This is a genomic window from Nocardia sp. BMG51109 (assembly GCF_000526215.1).
Lineage (GTDB): Bacteria > Actinomycetota > Actinomycetes > Mycobacteriales > Mycobacteriaceae > Nocardia.
Map to the genome: position 1 here is coordinate 6,316,820 of NZ_JAFQ01000004.1, position 24,473 is coordinate 6,341,292.

Sequence of the window (24,473 nt, forward strand, 5' to 3'; positions counted from 1 at the left end):
GGACACCCCCATGCTTCGCGTCGCAGTCCCCAACAAAGGAGCACTCTCCGAATCCGCCGTCGAGATCCTCACCGAGGCCGGCTACCGCAGGCGCACCGATTCCCGCGACCTGTCCGTGCTCGACAACGCCAACCAGGTCGAGTTCTTCTTCTTGCGCCCCAAGGACATCGCGATCTACGTGGGTTCGGGCGAGCTGGACCTGGGCCTGACCGGACGGGATCTGGCGCTCGATTCGGGCGCGCCGGTGCAGGAGCGGCTGAGCCTCGGCTTCGGCCGCTCGACCTTCCGCTACGCCGCCCCCGCCGGGCGCGAGTGGAAGGTGCAGGATCTCTACGACAAGCGCATCGCCACCTCGTACCCGAACCTGGTGCTGCGGGATCTGCAGCGGCACGGCGTCGAGGCCGAGGTGATCCGCCTCGACGGCGCCGTGGAGATCTCCATCCAGCTCGGCGTGGCCGACGCCATCGCCGACGTGGTCGGCTCGGGCCGCACGCTGCGCCAGCACAACCTGGTGGCGTTCGGCGACTCGCTGTGCGATTCGGAGGCGGTGCTGATCGAGGGGGCCGGCTCGGACCGCACCGACAAGGCCCGCAACCAGCTGGTCGCCCGCGTGCAGGGCGTCGTGTTCGCCCAGCAGTACCTGATGCTCGACTACGACTGCCCGAGGCGCCTGCTCGACGCCGCGGTCGAGATCACGCCGGGACTGGAGTCGCCGACGATCTCACCGCTGGCCGACGAGGGCTGGGTCGCCGTGCGCGCGCTGGTGCCGCGCGGCCAGGGCAACGAGATGATGGACCGGCTCGCCGAGCTGGGCGCCAAGGCGATCCTGGCGACCGATATCCGGTCCTGCCGGTTCTGATCGGCTACGGCGCCTCGGCCGGGCCGGCGCCGGGCGGCCGTTCGGCGGGTGGTTGCGGGATGATCTCCCACAATCCCTGCGCGCGCAGGAACTCTCGCAGCCGGTCGAGTTCGTGGCGGAGCCATCGGTTCTCCTCGCGCAGCGAGTGCAGCGCCACCTCGGGCGGGGAGGTGGGGACGATCGGTTCCGGGCCCGACCGGGCCGGCGTGGCGGTCACCAGGCGGCGCACCCGGACCAGATCGGCGCCCTTGCGTACCAGCGCCTGTGCCCCGACGCCGTCCTCCTCCCGGATCAGTCCGAGCAGGATGTGTTCGGTGCCGATGTAGTTGTGCCCCAACTGGAGTGCCTCCCGCAGCGAGAGTTCCAGCACCTTCTTGGCGCGCGGCGTGAACGGGAGGTGGCCGCTCGGCATGGCGTCGCCCCGCCCGAGCAGCTGTTCGATCTCGGCGCGCAGGGCATCCGGCTCGATGTCGAGCGTGGACAGCACGCGGGCGGCCGTCCCTTCCCGCTCGGCGGCGAGACCGAGCAGGATGTGCTCCGTCCCGATGTAGTTGTGGTTGAGCAGGCGCGCCTCTTCTTGCGCGAGAACGACAACCCGGCGCGCCCGGTCCGTGAATCGCTCGAACATGACGCCATTGTGCGCGTCTTCCGGCGGCCGAGCCGCCCCTGAACGGGGTGCCACGGCTCGAGGGCGAGCGGTTGAGGCCCCGGGGGCCGATGGTCGTCCACCGGCGGGCCGCCCGGACGCCCCGCGTCCACCGAGCCGGCGAACGGGTACCCGGTGCGTACGGCGCCGCGAAGGGGCTCGCCGCGTGCGGCGTGGATTTCAGCCGGCAAGGGGAGCGGACCGGCCCGGATACGGCGGCGGTGTGCCGCCGAAGGCGGGGCACAGGGGTTGGTAGTCGCAGAACGCACACAACCGGCTGCGGCTGGGCGGGAACTCTCCGGTGCGCATGGCGGCGCCGATCGCGGCCTACAGGGCCGACAGGATGCGCTCGAAGCGCACCAGTTCCGCCTCGGACGGGACGTAGGTGAGGATCTGCCCGTCGGACAGATAGATCAACCGCAGCTGGGCTGCCACGATGCCGCGGGTGCGCAGTACCAGCAGGGCATAGAACTTCAGCTGGAACAGCGCGCGCTGCTCGCCCGCCGGCGCGGGAGAGCGGGCGGTCTTGTAGTCGACCACGCGCAGCTGCCCGGTGGCGGCTACATCGATCCGGTCGATGTAGCCGCGCAGCGGCGCGCCGTCGTCCAGCGACGCCTCGATCAGTGACTCGCAGGATTCCGGGTCGAGCGCGGTCGGATCCTCCAGCCGGTAGTAGGCGCGCACGAGCCGGCGCGCCTCGTCGAGGAATGCGGCCGGATCGGTGTCGGCGAGCACCGTGCCGACCTCCGGGCGTTCCGCCAGCAAACGTTCCCAGGCGGGTGCCACCAGGGCCACCGCGCGCTCCGGAACACGGTCACCGCTCGGTAGCCGGTACAGCGATTCCAGCACCGCGTGCACGACGGTGCCGCGCACCGCATACCGCGACGGCCGTTCCGGAATGCGATCGATGGCACGTAATCGGTATTTCAACGGGCATTGTTTGAAATCCATTGCCCGCGACGGCGACAGCGCCGGCGCCGGCGATGCCGGGGTTGCCGGGGTGGGCGTCGGTGGTGCTGTCATACCTGGCAGGCTATCCGGGGGCACCGACAAATCCGGCACGCCCGCTCGACCACGAAATCCAGGTATCGGAACGGAGATCAATGACGGCCAGACGGACCGGCCCATTCACCACCGGCGACCGCGTGCAGCTGACCGACGCCAAGGGCCGCAGGCACACCGTGGTGCTGGAACCGGGCCGGGAGTTCCACACCCACAAGGGCCCGATCCGGCACGACGACCTGCTCGGCGCCGACGAGGGCACCGTCGTCCGATCCGCCAACGGCACACCGTATCTGGCGTTGCGGCCGCTGCTGGTGGACTATGTGCTGTCGATGCCGCGCGGTGCGGCGGTGATCTATCCGAAGGACGCCGCGCAGATCGTGCACGAGGGCGATATGTTCCCCGGCGCCCGGGTGCTGGAGGCGGGGGCCGGATCGGGCGCGCTGACCTGCTCGCTGCTGCGCGCGGTCGGGCCGCAGGGCCGGGTGATCTCCTACGAGATCCGCGACGACCACGCCGACCACGCCGTCCGCAATGTCGAGACATTCTTCGGCGAACGACCCGCTAACTGGGACCTGACCGTCGGCGATGTCGCCGAGTACGAGGATGCGCAGGTCGATCGCGTGGTGCTGGACATGCTCCGGCCCTGGGACGCGTTGCCCGCGGTGTCGAAGGCGCTCGTCCCGGGCGGCGTGCTCGTGGTCTACGTGGCCACGGTCACCCAGCTGTCGGAGGTCGTCGAGGCGCTGCGCCGGCAGGAATGCTGGACCGAACCGCAGTCCTGGGAGTCGCTGGTGCGTCCGTGGCACGTGGTCGGCCTGGCGGTCCGTCCGGAGCATCGCATGCAGGGCCACACCGCCTTCCTGGTGAGCGCCCGGCGTCTCGCCGACGGTGTGACCGCACCCAAGCCGCAGCGCCGCCCCTCGAAGGGCTGAGCGGCCGCATCCGGACTCGGCCGGTATCCGGGGCTCGGCCGGTGGCGCCGGGCGCCCGCGGGACTCTCCGCCCCGCGGGGCCCTCGGCCGTCACAGAGCGCCGTCACCGAGCAGGGACGTCAGCCCTGGCAGGGCGCCCGGCCCATCGCGAGGATCGTGCACGCCGACTGGTCGGAGATCTGCCAGCCGGTGTCGGAGTGCTGCCAGGTCATGGGCGTGGCGGGGGCCGCACCGTGCGGTGAGGTGACGACGACCTGGGCGGTGGCCGTCTCGCCCTCCGTCTTGATGTCCGAGACCGCGAAGGTGATGGCGCCGTAGTTGGCCAGGCCCTGGGTCATGGTGTCGATGTTGGCGGCCCGCCGCTGCCCGTCGACCACCAGTTTCGCCTTGTCGGCGGTGGGTTTCGCGGGATCGACGAAGCCGTCCAGGGTGGCCTGTAGCTCCTGGGGCGCCGGTGCGGCCACGGTGGAGTGGTCGTGCGCGGAACCGCTGGTGGCGGCCGCGGTGCTGCCCGGCGCGGCCGAGTCCTCCGATGTGTCGGAGCCACATGCTGTGATACCGGTAACGGCGAGGGCCGCGAAGACGGTAGCCGTCACAAGACGAACTCGGGAAACACGAGCGGAGTGTGCGACGTTGCCACTACAACGGGTACCACCGGTGGGAAGGAGCATCGAGTAATACACCTTTCGGCTCGGTCCGGCGACATGTCTCGTCGGAAACGGGTTAGGGCAGGCTAACATGGTTCTCCGGCCGCCGACCGCAGCTGAGATGTGATCACGACGAAACCATGTCGGAAAGCGAGAACGGTTCGCGCCCGGTAGCGTTGATAGACCGGGACTGGGAGGAGCAGCATCATGAGCCCCAACGAGAATTCGGATTCGGCGGCCTGGAGGGAACTCGAGGTAGTACGCGCCGAGGCGGCTGCACTCCGAAGGCAACTCGCCGACTCGCCGGATCGCACAAGGGAATTGGAAGCGCGTATCGATTCGCTGACGATTCGCAACACCAAGCTGATGGACACCCTCAAGGAGGCGCGTCAGCAGCTGGTGGCCCTGCGCGAGGAGGTCGATCGGCTGGGTCAGCCGCCGAGCGGCTACGGCGTTCTGATCGGTGTCTACGACGATCAGACTGTCGACGTGTTCACCTCGGGCCGCAAGATGCGGTTGACGTGTTCGCCCAATATCGAAACATCCACGCTGCACTACGGACAGACCGTCCGGTTGAACGAGGCGCTCACGGTCGTGGAGGCCGCCCAGTTCGATCAGACCGGTGAGATCGGTACGCTGCGCGAGATCCTGGACGACGGCCGCCGGGCGCTCGTGGTCGGGCACGCCGACGAGGAGCGCGTGGTCTGGCTGTCCGGTCCGCTGAGCAAGCTGGTGGATATCGAGGAAGTCGACGATCCCGACCATATGCTGCGCAGGCTGCGGGCGGGTGATTCGCTGCTGGTCGACACCAAGGCCGGCTTCGCCTTCGAGCGCATCCCCAAGGCAGAGGTCGAGGACCTCGTGCTGGAAGAGGTTCCCGATGTCGACTACGAGGACATCGGTGGCCTGTCGCGCCAGATCGAGCAGATTCGCGATGCGGTGGAACTGCCGTTCCTGCACAAGGATCTGTTCCGCGAGTACGCGCTGCGCCCGCCCAAGGGTGTGCTGCTCTACGGCCCGCCCGGTTGCGGTAAGACGCTGATCGCCAAGGCGGTGGCCAACTCGCTGGCGAAGAAGATCGCCGAGGCCCGCGGCGAGGATGCCAAGGAGGCCAAGTCCTACTTCCTCAACATCAAGGGCCCCGAGCTGCTCAACAAGTTCGTGGGCGAGACGGAGCGCCACATCCGCATCATCTTCCAGCGGGCCCGGGAGAAGGCCTCCGAGGGCACCCCGGTGATCGTGTTCTTCGACGAGATGGACTCGATCTTCCGCACCCGCGGTTCGGGCGTCTCGTCCGACGTGGAGACCACCGTCGTCCCGCAGCTGCTGTCGGAGATCGACGGCGTCGAGGGGCTGGAGAACGTCATCGTCATCGGCGCCTCCAACCGTGAGGACATGATCGATCCGGCCATCCTGCGGCCCGGCCGTCTCGACGTGAAGATCAAGATCGAGCGTCCGGACGCGGAGGCGGCCCAGGACATCTTCTCGAAGTACCTGACCGAGGGGCTGCCGCTGCACGCCGACGATGTCGCCGAGTTCGGCGGCGATCACGCCAAGTGCGTGCTGGCGATGATCGAGCGGGTCGTCGACAGGATGTACGCCGAGAGCGAGGACAACCGGTTCCTGGAGGTCACCTACGCCAACGGGGACAAGGAGGTCCTGTACTTCAAGGACTTCAACTCCGGCGCCATGATCCAGAACATCGTGGACCGGTCCAAGAAGTACGCCATCAAGTCGGTGCTCGAGACCGGTAATCCGGGCCTGCGCATCCAGCATCTGTTCGATTCGATAGTGGACGAGTTCTCCGAGAACGAGGACCTGCCCAACACCACGAATCCCGATGACTGGGCCCGCATCTCGGGCAAGAAGGGCGAGCGGATCGTGTACATCCGCACCTTGGTCACCGGCAAGAACGCCAGTGCCAGCCGGGCGATCGATACGGAGTCGAATACGGGTCAGTACCTGTAGAACCGCGACACCGAGGGCCGCGCTTCCGTTGGGGGCGCGGCCCTTTCGCGTGTTCCTGTCGTGCCGGGTGGTCGCCGTCCTGGAGTGGTCATCGTGCACACGTTGGGGGATTGTTGACCGGCTGCGCTAGTATTTGGCCATGCGGCCAGAAAACGGTCCGGGCGGTCAACGCTCGTTCATCGAGGAGGCGCGGCGGCGGCAGATCATCGCCGCCGCGGTCGAGGTGATCTCCGAGGCCGGATATGCGAGCGCGTCGCTGGCGCGGATCGCCCAGCACGCGGGGATCTCCAAGGGCGTCATCTCCTACCACTTCGACGGCAAGGACGATCTGATGACGCAGCTGGTGATCCAGCTGTATGTGGCGGGGGCGGAGCGGGTCGGTCCGGCCGTCGCCGCGGCCACCGGCGCGCGCGAGCAGCTGCTGGCCTACATCGGATCGAATCTGGAGTTCATCGACGCCAATCGGCGTTACGTGGCGGCGCTGACCGATGTGGTGTTCAACCTCCGCGACGCCGAGGGCCGGCCGCGCTTCGCCGGCGCGGACGACGAGGCGGAGATCGTCGGGCCGCTGATCGATCTGCTGCGCGACGGGCAGCGGTCCGGCGAGTTCGGTGAGTTCGATCCGGCGGTGACGGCCCGGCTGATCCGGGACTCCATCGACGGCGCCGCCGGCCGGGCGTCCCGGGAACCGGACTTCGACATGGGCGCGTACGCGGCGCACATGTGCCGGCTGTACGACATGGCCACGCGAAAGGACCAGCAGTGACGACGACGAGGGATGCGGCGGTGCCGCAGGGCGTTTCCGATGGCCGGCCGCCGCCGTTCGCGCTCGGCGCGGTCACGTTCGTCGCGGCGCTGAGCGCGGCGGCGCTGGTGGTCTCCCTCGGGCGGTACGGATTCTTCGGCGACGAGCTGTATTTCGTCTCCGCCGGCCGCCGCCTCGCGGTGAGCTACGCCGACCAAGGGCCGCTGGTTCCGCTGATCGCGCGGGCGATGGACGAGCTGGCCCCGGGATCGCTGGCGGTGCTGCGCATTCCGGCGGCCGTCGTGACGGTCGCGACGGTGTTCGTGAGTGCGCAGATCGCGCGGGAATTCGGCGGCGGCCGGGGCGCGCAGGTGCTGACCGCGCTGGCCTACGCCACGTCGCCGTTCCTGCTGGTGCAGGGGACCCAGCTGGCCACCAACACGATCGATACCGCGCTGTGGGTGCTGATCACCTGGCTGCTCGTGCGGTGGGTCCGGACTCGCCGCGATGTGCTGTTGGTGGGGGCGGGCCTGGTCACCGCACTGGATATGCAGGTCAAGTGGCTGATCCCGTTCTTCTGGATAGCGATCGCCGTCGGCGCGCTGCTCTGCGGGCCCCGGGATCTGCTGCGCCGCCCGGCGCTGTGGGCGGGCGCGGTGCTGACCGTCGTGGCGATGCTGCCCGGTCTGGTCTGGCAGGCCGGGCGCGGGTGGCCGCAACTGGAATTGGGCGCCGTGGTCGCCGCCGAGCAGGAGACGGTCGGCGGGCGGTTCACCTTCGTGCCGCTGGCCGTCGCCGCCGCGGGGCTGCTCGGCGGGGCGCTGCTGGTGGCCGGGACGTGGGTGCTGTTGCGCTGGGATCGGTTGCGGCCGTACCGCTTTCTGGGACTCACCTTGCCGCTGCTGGTGATCGTGTTCGTGATCACCGACGGGCGTCCCTACTACGTGGCCGGGTGTTATGCGGCGGTCTTCGCGGCCGGGGCGGTGTGGTGCACGCGGGCGCCGGTGGCGCGGTGGCGCAAGGTCGTGGTGGTTCCGCTGGTCGCGGTGTCGGCGGCGGTCGCGCTGCTGACGATGCCGTGGCGGCCCGAGAGCGAGATGACGCCGGTCGACGACCCGGAGGCGGCAGGCATGGAACTCGGTACGCTGGGCAAGTTCGGCTGGCCGGAACTGGCCGAGTCGACGGCCGCCGCATACGGCGCGCTGCCCGAGCCGGAACGTGATCGCGCGGTCGTGATCGCCGACTCCTATTGGCAGGCAAGCGCTCTGGACGTCGAACGAGACCGGCTGGGGTTGCCCGCCGTGTACAGCCCCAACCGCGGTTTCGGGTATTTCGGCACGCCGCCCGATACGGCGACGACGGTGATCTGGGTCGGTGGCGACGGTACCGAGCCGCGCGAGCGATGCGGTGCCGTCTCGGCGCTCGGCCGGGCCGACGCCCGCCTCGGATTTCCGGGGCTGACCCGCGACGTCACCCTGTGGCGCTGCGCCGAGCCGCGCGAGCCCTGGTCGCGAGCCTGGCCGGGGATGCTGCGCTTGGATTGATCGCGGAGCCTGCGCACTGCCGAGCGGGAACACCCAGCCGTAGCCGGGCACCAGGGTGTCGTCGGCGTCGCGCAGCTCCAGATGTGAGGTGATCCACTCGTCGTCGCTGCGGGCGGATCGGATGTAGGCGGGGGCGGCGACGCCGTAGCCGGGATGCCCGGAGTTCGGCGGCTTCGAGTTTCGGTGGCTTCGGGAAAGCGGCGCCGACCGGGTGCTGCCGCGTCGTGGTCGACGCGGCGGCACGGACGATCCGGGGCGTGGGTCCGCGGGAGTTCGGGCTGTCGGTGCCGGAACCGGTTGCGGCTCAGCTGTGTTGGGCCGTCACCGATTCGAAGACGATATCGGTGGCCGGGGCGCCGTCGGCGGAACCGTCCTTGGTGCCGCCGGCGGCGATGTTCTGCAGCACGTCCATTCCGGCGGTCACCCGGCCGAACGGCGTGTAGTGCGGGGGCAGCGGACTGTCGGAGTACACCAGGAAGAACTGGCTGCCGTTGGTGTCGGGCCCGGCATTCGCCATCGCGACGGTGCCCGCGGGATATGTTGCGCCGGTGAGGTTTTCGTCGGGGAAGCGATAGCCGGGGCCGCCGCTGCCGGTGGCGGTCGGGTCGCCGCACTGCAGGACGAACAGGCCCTCGGTGGTGAGGCGGTGGCAGCGGGTGTGGTCGAAGTACTGCTCACCGGCCAGGAACGCGAACGAGTTGACCGTGCGCGGGGCGTGCGCGGCATCGAGATCGACGGTGATGGCGCCGCAGTTGGTCTGCAGCGTCGCCGCGTAGGGGTACCCCGGATCGATGGACATTCCGGGCTCGGCCGGCCACTGCTTCCCGTTGGGCTGCGGGCCCGAGGGAGCCATGCAGCCCGGTGCCGCCGTATGCGGCCGGGCGGGCGCCGCGACGGACGGCCCGGTGCCGAGGAGCGCGATCGCCACTCCCGCGGCGGCGAACCCGAGCCCGCGCAGGACCTTGCGCTGCTTGCTGATCCGGTGCTTCGATCGGTCTGCTTCGGGCCGTGGGAGTTGCGGAAAGCTGTTCACCGGGGCGGTTCTCCTTGGTGTCGAGGACAGAGGCGATATCGCCCGGCATCATTCCACGACCCGGCGCCGGCCGGGCGGTAAGCGGCGAATCGGTATGCCCCCGGGCGCCGATGCGCGAGGGCCGATTCGGTGCGGCCGGTTCGACTCCCGGGCATCGCGCCGACGAGCGGCGGTGCGCCGGATGCCCGGCCGGGATGCCTGCGGCGGGTGGCCTGACCGGCCCGGCGGGTCGGCGCTCGGCCGGGCATGTCCTCGATCAGCCGAGCATGTCCTCGATCAGTACGCGGGTGTCCGGGACGAACGGCCAGGCCGGATCGTCCAGGTGGGCCCGGAGTTCGGCGTCGGTCCACCACCAGCCGTCGGCGATCTCCTCGGGCTGATGGCGGATCGGCCCGTCGTAGCGCAGTTCGTAGGCGAACAGGTGGCAGCGCATCGGCGCGCCGAGCCATTCGCCGTCCCAGGACGCTTTGGCCAGCGGCAGGGGCGGCTCGTCGCCGGGCTCGAGGACGATGCCGAGTTCCTCGGCCAGTTCGCGGATCGCCGCGCCCGCCGGATCCTCGCCCGGTCCCAGGACGCCGCCGGCCAGACAGTCGTGCATGCCGGCGAACACCGCCTTGGTCTCGGTGCGGCGGTGCACGTAGAGCCGTTCGCCGTCGAGCGAGCGCACCAGCACCCCGGCGCTGGCGTGCCACCGGCCCTCGGCATAGACGACGGACCGCTCGGCACTGCCGATCTCGCGGCCCGCGCGGTCGTAGACGGCGATCGTTTCACCCACGGGTGCCTCGGTCCTCCTGATCGATATCGGCGTAGGCCGCGAGAATCCGGGCCTGCGCGTCGTCCAGATAATCGGCGAGCAGCTGTGCGGCGGTGGCGGCGTCGCCACCGGCGAGGGTGTCGAAAACCTCGTGGTTGCGGCGCAGATACGGCCCGTGGAAGTCGCTCGGGTCGGCCACCACGTGGAAGATCAGCCGCAGCTCGTTCCAGACGCCGGCCATCAGCGCGTCGAGCAGGCGGCTGCCGTTGAGCGCGGTGACGGCGCGGTGGAACGCGACATCGGCGGTGCCGACGCCGGTCCAATCACCCTGTGCCGCACGGCGGTCCGCGTGCGCTAGGGCCTCGCGCACGGGTCCGAGGTCGGCGGGGGCGCTCGGCGGGTCGCGCAGGGCGGCGCATTCGACGATGCGGCGGCACCGGTAGACCTCGGCGACCTCCTCCGCGCTCGGGACCCGCACGAACACACCGCGATTGAGCCGGTGTACCGCGAGGCGCTCCTCGATCAGTGTGCGGAACGCCTCGCGCAGGGTGTTGCGCGAGACGGTCAGCGCGGCACAGATGTCGGGCTCCGACAGCCGGGCGCCGGGGCGGAACGTGCCGTCCAGGATGCCGGCGCGCACGATATCGGCCACCTGCGCGCTGCGGCCGGCGCGCTCGAGCCGGCCGCGATGCGCGACGAGCGACGCATAGGACCCGGGGGTGGCGCCGAAGGGCGCTCCGGCAGACGCGGACGTCATCGAAGCCTCCCTGTTCCTCCGGGCCGGATGTGCCGGACCGAGATTACCTGCCCGTCCGGAAGGGCACGGAACGATCCACTCGCAATATTGCAGGATCGTTCAACGATTTTTACGATGGAGCTCGTGCCGCACTTCCGGCGTCCGTGCCCCGGCCGCTTGCTCCGCGTCCATACTTGGCGTGTGCCCCGGCGAACGTCGTCGTCCCCGGCGGGGTCGCTGTCCCACCGCGGCGTGGTCCGGCTTCCGGCCCCGACGGCACGTGGCCGGGCGGACACGTCCGGCCCGCCATCGCGGCGCGATCGGTGCCGCGGTGACCGATGCGGCCGTGAACGGTTGTGCGGTTCGAGATTTCGAGAGGCTGGTGACTGTCATGATCGATCTGAACAGTGATCTCGGCGAGGCCTTCGGCGCCTGGTCGATGGGTGACGACGCGGCCCTGCTCGAGATCGTCACCAGCGCCAATATCGCCTGCGGATTCCATGCGGGCGATCCCGTGGTGATGCGCCGGACCTGCGAGCTGGCGGTCGCGCGCGGGGTGCGGATCGGCGCCCACATCTCCTACCGGGATCTGGCCGGATTCGGCCGCCGTGCGATGTCGGTGCCGCCGCGGGAACTGCTGGACGAATGCCTGTACCAGATCGGGGCGCTGGACGCGTTCGCGCGCGCGGCGGGGGAGCGGGTCCGATACGTGAAGCCGCACGGGGCGCTGTATCACGCGGCGGCCGCCGATCCGGCGGTGGCCGAGGCGGTGGCGGCCGCGACGGCCCGCTACGGCGGGCTCGACCTGCTGGGACTGCCCGGAACGGAGCTGTCGCACGCCGCGGCCGCCGCCGGAATCGCCTTCCACGCGGAGGGATTCGCCGACCGCGCCTACGCGCCGGCGGGCACCCTGGTCTCGCGCGAGGCGCCCGGCAGCGTGCTGGACGAGGAATCGGCACTGGCGCAGGCGGTCTCGATCGCCGTCGACGGTGCGACCCGGGACGTGGACGGCGCGCCGGTGGCGGTGCCGGCGCGCAGCCTGTGCGTGCACGGCGATTCGCCCGGCGCGGTGGCGATGGCCCGGGCGATCCGGGACACCTTGGCGGACAAGGGTATCGAGGTGACGGCGTTCTCGTGAGCGAGCTTGCGAGTGAACCGGCAACACAGCGCGCCTCGCGCACGGCGGCGGCGAGCGTCGGCGAGGTGATGCTGTGAGTGAGCTTGCGAGTGAACCGGCAACACAGCGCGCCTCGCGCACGGCGGCGGCGGGCGTCGGCGAGGTGATGCTGTGAGTGAGCTTGCGAGTGAACCGGCGACACAGCGCGCTTCGCGCACGGCGGCGGCGAGCGTCAGCGAGGCGATGCCGTGAGCGACCTGGATATCCGGCCCGCCGGGGACCGGGCGCTGCTGCTGGTCCCGGCCGAGGCCGGGACGGTGGCGGCGGTCGTGGCCGAACTGCGTCGCCGACCGGTCGCCGGGGTGCGCGACACCCTGCCCGCCGCGCGCACCGTGCTGGTGACGCTGGAACCGGGAGCCCGCCCGGAGCTGGTCGAGGCGCGACTGCGGGAAGCGGTGGAAGCGGCGGCGGCTCGGCGCGGCGAGCTCGCCGACGAGGCCGATCCGTGGGAGATCCCGGTGCGGTACGACGGCGCGGATCTGACGGAAACCGCCTCGCTGCTGGATATGTCGGAGGACGAGCTGATCGCGCGGCACACCGGGGCGGTCTGGAGATGCGCATTCGTCGGTTTCGCGCCGGGTTTCGGTTATCTGGAATCGCCGCGGGCCGGGCTTTCGGTCGCGCGCCGGGACCGGTCGCGCACGGCGGTGCCCGCCGGATCGGTCGCCCTGGCCGGCGGCTACAGCGCGGTGTATCCGCGCAGCACACCGGGCGGCTGGCGGATCATCGGCACCACCCGGATGCGGATGTGGGATCCCGATCGCCGCGAGCCCGCGGTGGTGCGGCCCGGCACGCGGGTGCGGTTCGTCCGGGCGGAAGACGGATGAAAGGCGGTGCGGCAGTGCGTGCATCGATGCTGCGCGTCGTGGCGCCCGGCCTGCTGAGCACGATCCAGGATCTCGGCCGCCCCGGCTGGTTCCACGCCGGGGTCGGGGTGTCCGGGGCGGCGGACCGGCGGTCGTTCACCTTGGCGAACCGGCTGGTCGGCAACCCGGAATCGGCCGCGGCGATCGAATGCGCGCTGGGCGGGCTGCGCCTGGAGTTTCCGGCCGGGGCGATCGCCGCGGTCACCGGCGCGTCGGCGCCGATCAGCGTCGACGGCCGCCCGGAAGCGCCGGCGTCGGTGCTCTACCTCACCGGCCCGAGCTACCTGGAACTCGGTATCGCCGCGTCCGGATTGCGCTGTTACGTCGCCGTGCGCGGCGGTATCGACGTGCCTGCGGTGCTCGGATCGCGCAGCCGCGACACGCTGGCGGGGCTGGGACCCGAGCCGCTGGCCGCCGGGGACGCGCTGGGGATCGGACGGCCGCCGCGCGAGTGGCCGTCGGTCGAGGTCGCGCCGGTTGCCGCCCCGACGGCCGATCTCGTGACGGTCCGGGTCCGGCTCGGCCCCCGGGACGACTGGTTCCGCCGCCCGGCGGATCTGTTCATCGGATCGTGGCAGGCCGGCACCGATTCCGACCGCGTCGGCCTGCGGCTGGACCGGATCGACGGCCCGCCGCTGACGCGCAGAACCCACGGTGAACTGCCGACGGAGGGCATGCCGCTGGGCGCGATTCAGGTCCCGCCCTCCGGCCAGCCCGTGGTCTTCCTCGCCGACCACCCGATCACCGGCGGTTATCCGGTGGTGGGCACCGTGATCGACGCCGACGTGGACCGCCTGGCCCAGGTCCGTCCGGGCCAGCGGTTGAGATTCCGCGCCTGGATGCCGTAGGGCGTGGCCCCGGCGCCGACGGAGGCCGACCGGAGCGGGCGGCCTCGGGCCCGCGGGGGAGCCGCGCGAGCCGAGGACGAGTTGCCACATCCGGCGAACGGAACCTACCGGCCGCGGGTGACGGCGGGAGTGTCGTCGAAGGCGCCGGAGAATCGGCCGACCTCGTCGATGCGGACGGTGGCGGTCGCCTCGTGCGCGGCCAGGCCCTCGAACGCCGAGATCCGCTCGACCGCGGGGGCGAGGGCGGCCGTGGCCTCCCGGCGCGCTCGCTGGTAGGTGAGTGGCTTGAGGAACCGCGAGACCGAGAGGCCGGCGTTGTACCTCGCCGTCTTCCCCGTCGGCAGAACGTGGTTGGTGCCCGCGATGCCCTTGTCGGAGTAGGCGACCGTGCTCCACGGTCCCAGGAACAGCGAACCGTAGTTGCGCAGCTCCTTCAGATAGAAGTCGTCGTCGCCGGTGTGGACCTCCAGATGTTCGGGGCCGAGGACATCGGCGATCTCCGCGGCCTGGCCGCTGTCTGCGGCGAGGATCACCGAGCCGAAGTCGCGCCACGCCGCACCGGCGATCTCCCGCGTGGCGAGGGTCTCCAGCTGCCGGTCGATCGCCTCGATCACCCGCCGCCCCACCGTTTCCGAGGTGGTGATCAGCGCGGCCGGTGAGTTCGGGCCGTGCTCGGCCTGCCCGAGCAGGTCGGCGGCCACCCATTCCGGGTCCGCGGTGTCGTCGGCGAGCACCGCGACCTCGGACGGCCCGGCGAGCAGGTCGATGCCCACCCGGCCGAACAGCTGCCGTTTCGCCTCGGTGACGAAGGCGTTGCCGGCGCCGACGAGCATGTCGACCGGCGCCTCACCGAGCAGGCCGAACGCCATCGCGCCCAGGGCCTGGACCCCGCCGATGGCGAAGACGCGGTCGGCCTGCGACAGGTGCGCGCCGTAGAGGACCGCCGGATGGGCGCCGTACTCCCCGGACGGCGGTGTGCAGGCGACCACGGTCGGAACCCCGGCGGCCTTCGCCACGCCGACGGTCATGAAGGCGCTCGCCAGCAGCGGGAACCGGCCGGCCGGCAGATACGCGCCCACCCGGGTGACCGGTATGTACCGCTGGCCCCCGACGACGCCGGGTGCGAGTTCGATCTCGAAATCGGTGAGATGCTCGCGCTGGGCGACGGCGAACCGGTGCGTGCGCTCGTAGCCGAGCTCGAGCGCAGTGCGCACGTCGGCGGGCAGGGAGTCCCCGCTCTTGCGCAGCTCCGCGGCGCCGATCTCCAGTTCGCCGGTCCAACCGTCGAGTTCTCGCGCGTACGAGCGCACCGCGTCCAGGCCGTCGCGCTCGATGGACGACAGCATCTCCGACACCCGCTCGACGACCATCGGGTCGCGCTGGGCCGGCGGCCCGTCGACCGCCGGCTTCTTGAGCCAGGTGAAGGGACCTAGGGCCTGGGCTTCCGCCGTAGTGATCTGCATGCTGTCGCACGGTAGGCCGATTCGGAGCACAGGGCTAGGTGGCCAACTCCTGCGCTTTGCACAGGGTTATCCGATGTTTGATCGGATCGGGCAGTTCAGGGGAGGGATCGGCGACCGTCGAATGCGCGGGCCGCGCAACCGCCGTTATCCGTTGTTAACCCCGCTCCGGTCGCCTCGGCCGGATTCACCGCGTGCGCGCCGCCCGATCGGCGGCACCATGGCGTCCCGGCCGGGCCGGGTGCGCCCGGGCTCGGCGGCGCGCAGCTCCCGGATGGTGTCCTCGGCCAGGCGGGCGAACTCGCGCGTCGCGTTCGACAGCGGCCGGCCGCGGTGCTGGGCGAGCGCGATGGTGTCGTAGAGCGGGTCGGCGAACGGGGCGGTGTGCAGGCCCGAGGGAAACGATGCGCTGTCGACGACCGCGCTGCTCGCGATGGTGTCTCCGACCTTGTTCGCGACGAGCTTGAGCGCCGCCTCGACATGCTCGATCTCGATCTGCGGCTCGATGCGCACGCCGGCGAGCTGAGCCCGTTCGGCCAGCTGCCGCCGCGTGGGGTCCTGCCATCCGTAATGGGCGTCGTACAGAACGAGTTTCGCCTTGGCGAGCCGGGCGATCGTCATCGGTGTGCGGGTGCGTTCGGGGTCGGCGCTGATGTAGAAGACCTCATCGCGCATCAGCGGCCGCACGGTCAGGTTCTCGTCTTCGATCGGCAGGATCACCAGTCCCGCCTCGATCTCGCCGTGCTGGATCGCGGCCGCCGTCTCGGCGGAGTTCTGGCCGACGAGGCGCACCCGCACGGCGGGGTAGCGGGAATGAAAGGTCTGAACCAGGTTCGACAGCAGGTAGTAGTCAGCATTGCGGGGCACCCCGAATGTCGCGGTTCCGCCGCCGAGGGAACCCAGTGACTGCACCGCCTGGGTGCCGCTGTCGGCGGCGTGGATCGCCTGTTGCGCATACGGCAACAGCTCCCGGCCCGCGGCGGTGAGCGACAGCCGGCGCGCACTGCGGATGAACAGTGGCGCACCCAGCTCGTCCTCGAGCCGGCGCACAAGTTCCGAGATCGAGGCCTGCGCGACAACCAGCTCCTCGGCAGCGGCGGTGAACGAGCCGAGCCGTTCGGCCTCGACGAACGCGCGCAGTTGGTTCAGTGTCACGGTCTCCGCTCTCCTGTCGTGCGCCGCTCTCCTGTCGTGCCGGCGCCGGCGGTTAATGCCCGGTTACGATTCGGGGCCGGTCGGAGACCGATACCACGTCCGGTACGAGGCACTATAGGTCGATCCTGCGGATTATCAAGGGAAGTGCCGGGTTGGCCTGTGGTGTGCGGCAGCCTATGTTGACCACCACCGGGTAGCTCATCCTGCGCCTTCGCGCCGCAGTCACAGCCTCCAGCCCGGCTCACACACCCGGACGGCACCTCGGGCCCTTCACGATCAGGAAGTACCGCACATGACCGCCTCAGCGCCACCCGCGAGCAGGAAGTCCAGCATCGCCGGAGCCATCGGCAACTTCATCGAATGGTTCGACTACGGCATCTACGGCTTCATGGCCGTGACGATCGCCGAGGTGTTCTTCGACGACAGCAATCCGACGGCGGCGCTGCTGGCCACGTTCGGTGTCTTCGCGCTGCCGGTGATCACCCGCCCGCTGGGCGGCATCGTCTTCGCCCGATACGGCGATCGGATCGGGCGAAAGAAGACGCTGGCACTGGTGCTTATCCTGATGTCGCTGTCGACCGCCTCGATCGGCATGATCCCCAGCTACGCCTCGATCGGGGTGCTGGCGCCGATCCTGCTCGTCGTGGCCCGGATCGTGCAGGGCTTCTCCGCCGGTGGTGAATACGCGGGCGGCGCCGCGCTGATCGCCGAGTCCGCGCCGCCGCCGCGCCGCGCATTCCTGGTGAGCTGGATGCCGTCGAGCACCGGGTTCGGCCTGCTGGCCGGGTCACTGTTCTCCTTCGCGGTCGCGCATGCGGTGACCCCCGATCAGCTCACGCAGTGGGGCTGGCGGATCGGATTCCTGCTCGCCCTGCCGCTCGGACTGATCGGGCTCTACATCCGGCTGCGGCTCGAGGAGACCCAGGCGTTCCGGCAGCTCGTCGCCGACGACGAGGTGGCCTCCTCGCCGCTGCGCGAAACCCTCCGCACCCAGGGTGCGAACGTGCTGCGCGTCGCGGGTATCGCGCTCGGCCAGACCGTCTGCTACTACGTCGTTCTGGTCTACACCCCGACCTTCCTGCGCACCGAACTCGGCTACAGCCCCGACGATTCGCTGATCACCACCTCGATCGCGATCGTCACCTACGCCGTCGCGATCCCGATCGCGGGCGGTATCTCCGACCGCATCGGCCGCAAGCCCCTGATGTACGTGGGCGCCATTGCCATGCTGGTACTGGTCTTCCCGGCCTTCCTGCTCCTGCCGTCCGGCACGCTGGCGGTCATCGGTGTGCTCCAGGCGGCACTCGGCGGCCTGGCCCTGGGCTGCTACACCGGGCCGCTGGTGTGCACCTGGGTCGAACTGTTCCCGACGCGGGTGCGGTATTCCGGAGTCTCACTGGGATTCAACCTCTCGGTGATCGCGTCGGTCTCCTCACCGTTCATCCTGACCTGGCTGATCGACGTCGCCGGCAGCGACCTGATGCCCGCCTGGTACATCTTCGCCGCCGTCGCGGTCTCGCTGGCCACCTTGTTCACCGTCCCCGAGACCGCGCCCCGCAAAACGGCGACCGATGCCTTCGCCGCACCCGCTACCGGCGCCGAATCCGAACTCCGGCCGGGAGCCTACGCATGACCGCCACCGAACCGACCCCGACGCCTCCGGCCGGCCGGGACTCGGAGTTGACCTGGCAGACCTCCGACGAACTCCGGCGGCTGTACGCGCGCCGGGAAGTGTCGCCGGTCGAGGTGGCCGAAGCCCACCTGTCCCGGATCGAACGGTTGGACCCACAGGTCAATGCCTTCGTGACCGTCACCGCGGAACGGGCTCTCGCCGACGCCCGCGCGGCCGAACGGGTATGGCTGTCGTCGGAGGCCGCCGCCGTCCCGCCGATGACGGGAATTCCCTTCGCGCTCAAGGACCTCGTCCCCACCGCCGGTATCCGGACGACGAAGGGTTCCGACCGGTTCCGCGACTGGATACCGGAGCACAATTCGCCGCTGGCGCAACGGCTGCTGGACTCCGGCGGCATCATGCTCGGCAAGACCACGACCTCCGAAGTGGGGTGGAAGGCGGCCTCCGGCAATCGCGTCAACGGACCGGTCCGCAATCCGTGCTCTCCCGAGCACACCGCCGGGGGCTCGAGCGGTGGCGCCGCGGCGGCGGTCGCCGCCGGGTTCGCCACTGTCACGCAGGGCGGCGACGGGGCCGGCTCGGTCCGCATCCCGGCCGCGTTCTGCGGTGTCGTCGGGATGAAACCCAGCACGGGGGTGATCCCGTACTTCCCACCGACGCCGCTGGGTTCCATGGTCGCCAACGGCACACTCGCACGGACCGTCGCCGACGCCGCCCTGCTCCTCGACACCCTCAGTGGCCCCGACTACCGCGACCCCACCTCGCTGCCGGTCGTCGCGGGCGGATACCGCGCCGCCTGCGACCGTGCACCGCGGCCGCTGCGGATCGCCTACCTGCCGTCGCCCGGCGGTCGCATGCCCGAACGCGACATCGGCGACGCGGTCGCCGCCGCCGTGCGCCGGATGCGGCACGCCGGGCACCGTGTCGAGACCCTCGACGACACCCCCGCGGACCGTTTCGACCTGCTCCACGTGATCTGGACGACCGGATTCGCCTCCCTGTTCCCTGGCGGCGGGGACGATCTCGACCCGGGCCTGGCCGCGGTGATCCGCGACGCCGACCGGTTCACCGGAGCCGACCTGGCCGCCGCGCACCTCGCCCGCCAGCACTACAAGGCCGCCATGAGCGAGTTCCTCGCCCCGTACGACCTGGCCGTCACCGCGACGACCGCGGTTGCGGCGTTCGGCGCCGACGCCGACCATCCGCGCACCGTCGCGGGCGTGGCGGCGAACTATCTCGATTGGGCATGGCCCACTTACGCTTTCAACCTGACCGAACACCCGGCGATCTCGCTGCCGTGTGCCACCACCGGCTCGGGCCTTCCCATCGGCATCCAGCTCGTCGGGCACCACCACCGCGATCATGACCTGCTCGCTGCCGCATCGGCGTTGGCGGAGGTCGTTCGGGTGGAGTGAGCGGCAGAAGGGGTGCGGCGATCCGCCCGTAGCGGGCGAGCCGTGGGGCATGTCGCCGCGGCTGGCACTCCGTAGCGTTTCGGTTGGGGGACAAGGGATACGCCGGTTCGACAGCGGCCAGAGATCACCGCGACGGCCCGCGCTGTGGCGCGAACCGGGCGGGGCGGGCGTACCCTGTGCACCGAAGGCGTACTCGAGAAGGGGGCGTTCATGCCGTTTCCGCGGGCGCTGGCGAAGTTCAACCGGCGGGTCACCAACCGCGTCGCGAATCCGGTCGCCGGCCGGGTTCCCGGGATGGGGATCATCGTGCACACGGGCCGCAGTTCGGGCCGCGTCTACCGGACGCCGATCACGTTGTTCTCGCAGGACGGCGTCTATCGGGTGGCGCTCACCTACGGCCGCGACGTGGACTGGCTGAAGAACATCCTCGCCGCCGGTGAGTTCCAGGTGGAAACCGGCGGCCACACGGTGACCGTGCGGGATCCGGTCGTCCGGCACGACGCAGGGGCGAGCTGGGCCCCGCCCGGATTCCGGCAGGCGTTCGGCGCGTTCGGTGTCGAGTTCTACCTCGAGGGCCACCCCGCCTGAACCGCGCGCCGCTATTCGCTCGCCCGATCGGCGCGGCAGGCGATGTCCGTGGCCGGCAGGGTCCCGGTGGCGTAGTAGCCGTTGATGGTGTCGTTGACGCAGCTGCTCAGGTCGGGCCGGAAGGTCATGTGGATGCGGACGTCCTGCAGCGTCGCGAGCCGGGAGGCGGGCATGGCCCGGTGCAGGGCCAGACCGTGCGAGTAGGGCGTGCGGGGATCGCCGGTCGACTGCACGATCAGCGCGGGCACCGAATTGTGCACGGCCGTGGCGGGTTCCGCCGGACGCGGCCAGAACGCGCACGGCTGAATATTGTTCGCCATCGCCCCGAACACCGGCTGGGCCGGCCGCGCCGCCTCGATGTTGCCCCAATACCAGGCCGGGTCGGCCGGCGCGGGTGCGTCGCCGCACGCGATGTAGGCCAGTTCCGAATTCTCCTCGTCGCGCAGGGATTCCAGCACGGCCTGCAGCCGCGGGCCGTGCGCGGTCGTCGGCGGACCGCCGGCGGCGTCGGCGATTTCGCGCACCGTATCGGCGAGCCCCTCGTTCGACCGGACGTTGTTGAGCAGGTTGTGCAGGACGAACGGCAGCCAGTGGTCGTCGATGCGGAAGCCGTCGATGACGATCGGCTCCCGGGCCGCGGTCCGGAGCAGTTCCTCGATCGCCGCGCGAACGTCCTGCGGCGTGGCGCCGAGGTGGTAGGTCGCGTCCCGGGCGGCCGCCCAGCCCGCCCAGTCGTCCAGCGCGGCCTCGTCCGCCGGGCCCCAATCCTGGACCAGGCCTTCCCAATACCGTCCGGGGTCGATGGCGCTGTCGAACACCATGCGGTCGCTGTGGTCCGGGAACATCTGCGTGTAGACGGCACCGAGATAGGTGCCGTAGGAGACACCGAAATAGCTGATGGACGGCTCGCCGAGCGCGGCCCGGACGACGTCCATGTCCCGGGCGGTGTTGCGGGTGGTGACCTGCCGCGCGGCGGCCGGATCCCGGCCGACGCAGTCGGTGGCCATGGTCGCCGCCTGCCCGACGTCGTGGAGGAAGCCGGACAGCGCGAGGCCCGCACCGTGCACCATCTCGCCGGCGGGCCAGCCGCACGGCCGCGCGCCCTCCGACCGGCCGACGCCGCGCGGGTCCATCCCGATCAGGTCGTACTGCGCCCGCACCGCCGGGCCGAGCACGTCGCCGAGCAGCCCGAGGCTGTCGCGTCCGGCCGCGCCCGGGCCGCCGGGATTGGACAGCAGCACACCCCGCCGCTGCGCCGGATCGGTGGCCGGGACCCGCGAGATGGCCACGGTGAGGGTGCGCCCCAACGGATCCGAATAGTCGAGCGGAACCCGGACGGACGCGCATTCGGTGCCTGCGGTGACCGTCTCGTCACAGGCCCGCCACGCCGGACGCTGATGGTAGAACCAGTCCGGGCGGTCGAGATCCGGTCCGAACCCGGCGCCGGGGAGCGACACCAGGCCCGCCAGTACCGCCACACCCACCACCCACCGAATCAGGTTCGCCAACAACCGTCCTCGCCTCTCACCCGTCCTCTCGCCGCCACGCTAGTCGGTGGCCGACCGTAACGCGGATGCGGGACCGGTGCGCGCCGGGCGGCCGGGGAGATGCGCACCCGGTTCGACCACGTGCAGCCGGTGGGAGCGGTGGACACCCGGCTGGGCTTCCCGGAAACACGCAGGACGTCACGATCCGGGTCTCCTCGGGGCAGCGTGCCCCTGGTCACGGGTGTGGCCGGAGTGGATGCACCTGCGATCGATCCGAGCGCGTCCGGTCCGTCGAGTAGGCGCGGGATGCATGCCGTCATCGGATTCGGCAGCGCCACGACCACCGTCGGCCCGCGCCGCCCGACGAGGGCGGCGCCCGGCCCGCCGCCGTCGTGGGCGGGGCCGGGCAAGGTCGATACGCCGTGCGGGGCCGGGAGCTTGCCCGCGGCCCCGGCGGCTCGCCGTCAGCCGAGGGCCGTCGTGGTGATCCGTGCGGAACCGAACCAGCGGGTGAGTGCCTCGCGCAACCCGTCGTCGCCGGATTCGCCGGTGGCCCAGGCGATATATACGGTGGTGGATGTTTCGGACATGGCGCGGGAAGCCCCCAATCGGTATGGAACTGTGTGGCTGTCGGAACGGTCAGCGACCGGGCTCCGGCAGCCCTGCGGCGAGAGCCGAAAATGTCTGGCGCAGCACCGTTGTGATGGATTCCGGTGGGTCGGATCGGACGTAGATCTCGGTCGCCACGTAGTAGGCGGAGACGATGGTGCCCGCCATCAGGCGGGGATACAGATCGCGGTCCGGGTCGGTGTGGCTGCGCGCGGCGACCGCCGCGGCGAGGCCGTCGTAGGTGGCGCGGGTGATCGCGCCCCGGGTCTCCGGGGCCTCGACCAGCTTGCGGACCTCGACCAGTTGTTCCCGGCTGGGCCGGAAGCCGGTGGCGCCCTCGGCCTCGAACGGCTCCAGCGCGGCCGCCGTCACCGCGTCCCACATCGGCTCCCCGGCGGGGCGGGCGGCCAGCAGTGCGGTGGTGCGGTGGATCCGCTCGATCTGCCGCCAGGCCAGGGCCTCGTACTTGTTGGCGAAGTAGTTGGCGAAGGTCCGCACCGAGACGCCGGCCCGGGCGGCGATGTCCTCGCGGACGACCTCGTCGAGCCCGCGCTCGAAGGTGAGCTCGAGCGCGGCGTCGCTGAGGGCGCGGCGGGTGTCGAGCTTCTTGCGTTCGCGGAGGCCGAGGTCGGCGTCGTCGGGCATGTACCCATCCTGGCAGAAAAATGCCTACTAGGCAAGATTGCCAACAAGGAAAAATTGCCTGAAGGGCATTGTAGCTACCGGCGTATGTCGGTGCGCGTGGCGTCGGCCGATCCCGCGCGTCTGCCCGCTGAGGACGAACGTTTGTGGTGCACAACGCTATTCACGCCACTTCACCCGCAAGACGGAGGAATATCCGCGCAGCACCGGCCTCGCCGACGCCGGCATATTTATTGCCGGTTCAAGAGGCTGCCGGCCGTTGCGCACGATCTGCGGCCGTACAAGTACACCGTGAAGAACACTGCCTGGGAATTCGGTACTTCGACGGGTGGCGCCGGCGGGGACCTGCCTCAGGGCCGGGCGGCGGCGTGCACCAGATCACCCAGGACGTCGAGGAATTCGCCGACAACGTTCCGGGCGACCGCGGTGCCGGGGAATCGGGTGCGCAGCGCGAGCCCGTCGTCGGTGCGGGTGAACCACAGCTGCACATCGTCGACGGGTGTCGCGCGGCTGATCTGAATCGCGTTGCGCGGCAACGGCAGTACGGTATCGCCACGGCTCCCGCCGGGTAGTTGCCGGTAGTCGGCGTAGGACACGCTGAACAGGCCGTGCCGCGCGCCGCGCAGCTGCCCCTGCGCGGCGTCGAGAACCCGGGTGGCGGGCACGCGGGCCAGCCGCCGCCCGGCCCGCACCGCCGCGGCCGCCCCGGGCACCGCGGCGGCGAGATCGCCCTCGACCGGAATGCGGGCCGGCGCGTTGGCCACCAGCCAGCCGAAGGTGTTGTGGTTGCGTGGTTCTCGGCGGATGTGCACCGGGAACACCAGGTCCGTGTGATCGCGCCCGCCGAGCTTGGCGACGGCCTGCGCGACGGCCGCGAGCAGCACGGGGAAGGTGGAATGTCCCGCCGCCCGCGCGGCACGATGCAGCACCGCGATCCCGCCCGCTCCCAGCAGGGTGCGCACGTCGGCGGCCGGCGGGGCCAGGGTGCCGTCGGGTACGCCGAGATCGATCGGGAAGTGCGGCAGGTCGTTTCCGGTCGTGCGCAGGAAGTCCCGCCAGGCGGGTACGAGTGGATCGGTGATCGCCGCGGGCACGGCCGCCTCGCGGGTGCAGTAGGACAGGAAGCTGCCCGCCTCGGGGAGTTCCCCGGCCGCCTCGGCGACCGTGCCGGAGCCGTCCTCGCGGGCCGTGCGGTACAGCCGATCGAGTTCGGTGACCGCGAGCGCGATCGACCAGGCGTCGCATACCGCGTGATCGAATCCGCAGATCACGGTGGAGTTCTCGGCGCGGCTGACGGCCCCGAGGAAATAGGGCGGAAAGCTGAACGGCTCGCAGGCCGCATCGAGCCGGGCGCCGAGCAACTCGCGCAGCGCGTGATCGGTCGCGGCAAGCACCGGGGGCCGGGCGGTGATTCGGAGGTCGCTGTCGGACACCAGGTTCAGGATCGGCGACCCGCCCGGGCCCGGTGCGGAGAACGAGCAGTGCAGCGCGTCGTGGCGGGGCAGCCACGCGCCGAAGGCGGCCTGCAACGCCGCCTCGTCGATCGGGCCGGGTACGTCGAAGGCGGCGGCGAGCCAGGTGGTGGGGCGGCCGCCGGCCAGGTGGATGCACTGGTTCGCGGTCGGTGGAATCGGGCCGGGCGCCGGGCCCGGCTCGGCGCCGACCGACCACTCCAGCAGGATGCCCGGCGGCAACGCGAGCTGGTCGAGAAACAGCAGGTGCAT

Annotated in this window: 21 protein-coding genes and 3 pseudogenes; 11 read left to right on the forward strand and 13 right to left on the reverse strand. The window is 70.8% G+C overall.

All coding sequences use genetic code 11. The features are described 5' to 3' along the window. The first annotated feature begins 10 nt into the window (after nt 1-10). Nucleotides 11-859: an ATP phosphoribosyltransferase gene (gene hisG, locus D892_RS0130020; RefSeq protein WP_024804787.1), complete on the forward strand. Its 849-nt coding sequence runs from the start codon at nt 11-13 to the stop codon at nt 857-859. A 181-nt stretch (nt 860-1,040) separates the two neighbouring features. On the opposite strand, the pseudogene D892_RS0130025 reads toward hisG, so the two are convergent. Both D892_RS0130025 and D892_RS42465 read right to left on the reverse strand, forming a co-directional pair. Beyond that, nucleotides 1,041-1,487, reverse strand: a pseudogene (locus D892_RS0130025) (Clp protease N-terminal domain-containing protein); the annotation flags it as partial. 198 nt (nt 1,488-1,685) lie between these two features. Beyond that, nucleotides 1,686-2,528 (reverse strand): annotated as a pseudogene (locus D892_RS42465) (RecB family exonuclease). An 80-nt stretch (nt 2,529-2,608) separates the two neighbouring features. Here D892_RS42465 and D892_RS0130035 point away from each other — a divergent pair. Continuing rightward, a complete protein-coding gene (locus tag D892_RS0130035) occupies nt 2,609-3,442 on the forward strand; it encodes a tRNA (adenine-N1)-methyltransferase (RefSeq protein ID WP_024804789.1) in 834 nt (277 codons plus the stop codon). Nucleotides 3,443-3,561: 119 nt separating this feature from the next. Here D892_RS0130035 and D892_RS0130040 read toward each other — a convergent pair whose 3' ends face one another. After that, the gene (locus tag D892_RS0130040; RefSeq protein ID WP_024804790.1) at nt 3,562-4,038 is read right to left on the reverse strand and encodes a hypothetical protein; all 477 of its coding nucleotides are present in this window, start codon (nt 4,036-4,038) and stop codon (nt 3,562-3,564) included. 258 nt (nt 4,039-4,296) lie between these two features. Here D892_RS0130040 and arc point away from each other — a divergent pair, with 258 nt between their 5' ends. The 3 genes from arc to D892_RS0130055 all read left to right on the forward strand — a co-directional run bounded on the left by arc (nt 4,297) and on the right by D892_RS0130055 (nt 8,346). After that, the gene (arc, locus tag D892_RS0130045) at nt 4,297-6,057 is read left to right on the forward strand and encodes a proteasome ATPase (protein WP_024804791.1); all 1,761 of its coding nucleotides are present in this window, start codon (nt 4,297-4,299) and stop codon (nt 6,055-6,057) included. 139 nt (nt 6,058-6,196) lie between these two features. Further along, nucleotides 6,197-6,823 (forward strand): TetR/AcrR family transcriptional regulator, encoded by a 627-nt coding sequence (locus D892_RS0130050; protein ID WP_024804792.1) that lies wholly within the window; start codon nt 6,197-6,199, stop codon nt 6,821-6,823. Then, nucleotides 6,820-8,346 carry a glycosyltransferase family 39 protein gene (locus D892_RS0130055; RefSeq protein ID WP_024804793.1) on the forward strand — a complete coding sequence of 509 codons (1,527 nt, stop codon included), beginning with the start codon at nt 6,820-6,822 and terminating at the stop codon, nt 8,344-8,346. The genes D892_RS0130050 and D892_RS0130055 overlap by 4 nt, the downstream gene beginning before the upstream one ends. A 14-nt stretch (nt 8,347-8,360) precedes the next feature. Here D892_RS0130055 and D892_RS48850 read toward each other — a convergent pair. From D892_RS48850 to D892_RS0130070, 4 genes and pseudogenes are all read right to left on the reverse strand, one after another. Further along, a pseudogene (locus D892_RS48850) lies at nt 8,361-8,493 on the reverse strand (FAD-linked oxidoreductase); the annotation flags it as partial. A gap of 157 nt (nt 8,494-8,650) precedes the next feature. Next, nucleotides 8,651-9,379: a peptidylprolyl isomerase gene (locus D892_RS0130060; RefSeq protein ID WP_024804794.1), complete on the reverse strand. Its 729-nt coding sequence runs from the start codon at nt 9,377-9,379 to the stop codon at nt 8,651-8,653. 256 nt (nt 9,380-9,635) lie between these two features. Next, nucleotides 9,636-10,154, reverse strand: coding sequence for an NUDIX domain-containing protein (locus D892_RS0130065; protein WP_024804795.1), 519 nt, complete (start codon nt 10,152-10,154; stop codon nt 9,636-9,638). Then, nucleotides 10,147-10,890: a GntR family transcriptional regulator gene (locus D892_RS0130070; RefSeq protein WP_024804796.1), complete on the reverse strand. Its 744-nt coding sequence runs from the start codon at nt 10,888-10,890 to the stop codon at nt 10,147-10,149. The genes D892_RS0130065 and D892_RS0130070 overlap by 8 nt, the downstream gene beginning before the upstream one ends. A gap of 370 nt (nt 10,891-11,260) precedes the next feature. On the opposite strand from D892_RS0130070, the gene D892_RS0130075 reads away from it, so the two are divergent. From D892_RS0130075 to D892_RS0130085, 3 genes are all read left to right on the forward strand, one after another. Further along, entirely contained in the window at nt 11,261-12,007 is a 747-nt protein-coding gene (locus tag D892_RS0130075) for a LamB/YcsF family protein (RefSeq protein ID WP_024804797.1), read from the forward strand. Between the two features lie 227 nt (nt 12,008-12,234). Continuing rightward, nucleotides 12,235-12,873: an allophanate hydrolase subunit 1 gene (locus tag D892_RS0130080; RefSeq protein ID WP_024804798.1), complete on the forward strand. Its 639-nt coding sequence runs from the start codon at nt 12,235-12,237 to the stop codon at nt 12,871-12,873. A 26-nt stretch (nt 12,874-12,899) separates the two neighbouring features. Beyond that, the gene (locus D892_RS0130085) at nt 12,900-13,760 is read left to right on the forward strand and encodes a biotin-dependent carboxyltransferase family protein (RefSeq protein ID WP_024804799.1); all 861 of its coding nucleotides are present in this window, start codon (nt 12,900-12,902) and stop codon (nt 13,758-13,760) included. 104 nt (nt 13,761-13,864) lie between these two features. Here the strand turns inward: D892_RS0130085 and hisD are convergent, their stop codons facing one another. Both hisD and D892_RS0130095 read right to left on the reverse strand, forming a co-directional pair. After that, entirely contained in the window at nt 13,865-15,223 is a 1,359-nt protein-coding gene (gene hisD / locus D892_RS0130090; protein ID WP_024804800.1) for a histidinol dehydrogenase, read from the reverse strand. 144 nt (nt 15,224-15,367) lie between these two features. Further along, nucleotides 15,368-16,375, reverse strand: coding sequence for a LysR family transcriptional regulator (locus D892_RS0130095; protein ID WP_024804801.1), 1,008 nt, complete (start codon nt 16,373-16,375; stop codon nt 15,368-15,370). Nucleotides 16,376-16,667: 292 nt separating this feature from the next. On the opposite strand from D892_RS0130095, the gene D892_RS0130100 reads away from it, so the two are divergent. The 3 genes from D892_RS0130100 to D892_RS0130110 all read left to right on the forward strand — a co-directional run bounded on the left by D892_RS0130100 (nt 16,668) and on the right by D892_RS0130110 (nt 20,011). Further along, complete coding sequence (locus D892_RS0130100) at nt 16,668-18,008, forward strand: MFS transporter (protein WP_024804802.1); 1,341 nt, start codon at nt 16,668-16,670, stop codon at nt 18,006-18,008. Beyond that, a complete protein-coding gene (locus D892_RS0130105; RefSeq protein ID WP_024804803.1) occupies nt 18,005-19,423 on the forward strand; it encodes an amidase in 1,419 nt (472 codons plus the stop codon). The genes D892_RS0130100 and D892_RS0130105 overlap by 4 nt, the downstream gene beginning before the upstream one ends. Nucleotides 19,424-19,633: 210 nt before the next feature. Beyond that, nucleotides 19,634-20,011, forward strand: a complete 378-nt coding sequence (locus D892_RS0130110; protein WP_024804804.1) for a nitroreductase family deazaflavin-dependent oxidoreductase — start codon at nt 19,634-19,636, stop codon at nt 20,009-20,011. An 11-nt stretch (nt 20,012-20,022) separates the two neighbouring features. Here the strand turns inward: D892_RS0130110 and D892_RS0130115 are convergent, their stop codons facing one another. The 4 genes from D892_RS0130115 to D892_RS0130130 all read right to left on the reverse strand — a co-directional run bounded on the left by D892_RS0130115 (nt 20,023) and on the right by D892_RS0130130 (nt 24,473). Next, complete coding sequence (locus D892_RS0130115; protein ID WP_232236204.1) at nt 20,023-21,519, reverse strand: alpha/beta fold hydrolase; 1,497 nt, start codon at nt 21,517-21,519, stop codon at nt 20,023-20,025. A 443-nt stretch (nt 21,520-21,962) separates the two neighbouring features. After that, a complete protein-coding gene (locus D892_RS49260) occupies nt 21,963-22,088 on the reverse strand; it encodes a hypothetical protein (RefSeq protein WP_255360257.1) in 126 nt (41 codons plus the stop codon). 49 nt (nt 22,089-22,137) lie between these two features. After that, the gene (locus tag D892_RS0130125; protein WP_024804806.1) at nt 22,138-22,752 is read right to left on the reverse strand and encodes a TetR/AcrR family transcriptional regulator; all 615 of its coding nucleotides are present in this window, start codon (nt 22,750-22,752) and stop codon (nt 22,138-22,140) included. 347 nt (nt 22,753-23,099) lie between these two features. After that, nucleotides 23,100-24,473, reverse strand: coding sequence for a condensation domain-containing protein (locus tag D892_RS0130130; protein ID WP_024804807.1), 1,374 nt, complete (start codon nt 24,471-24,473; stop codon nt 23,100-23,102).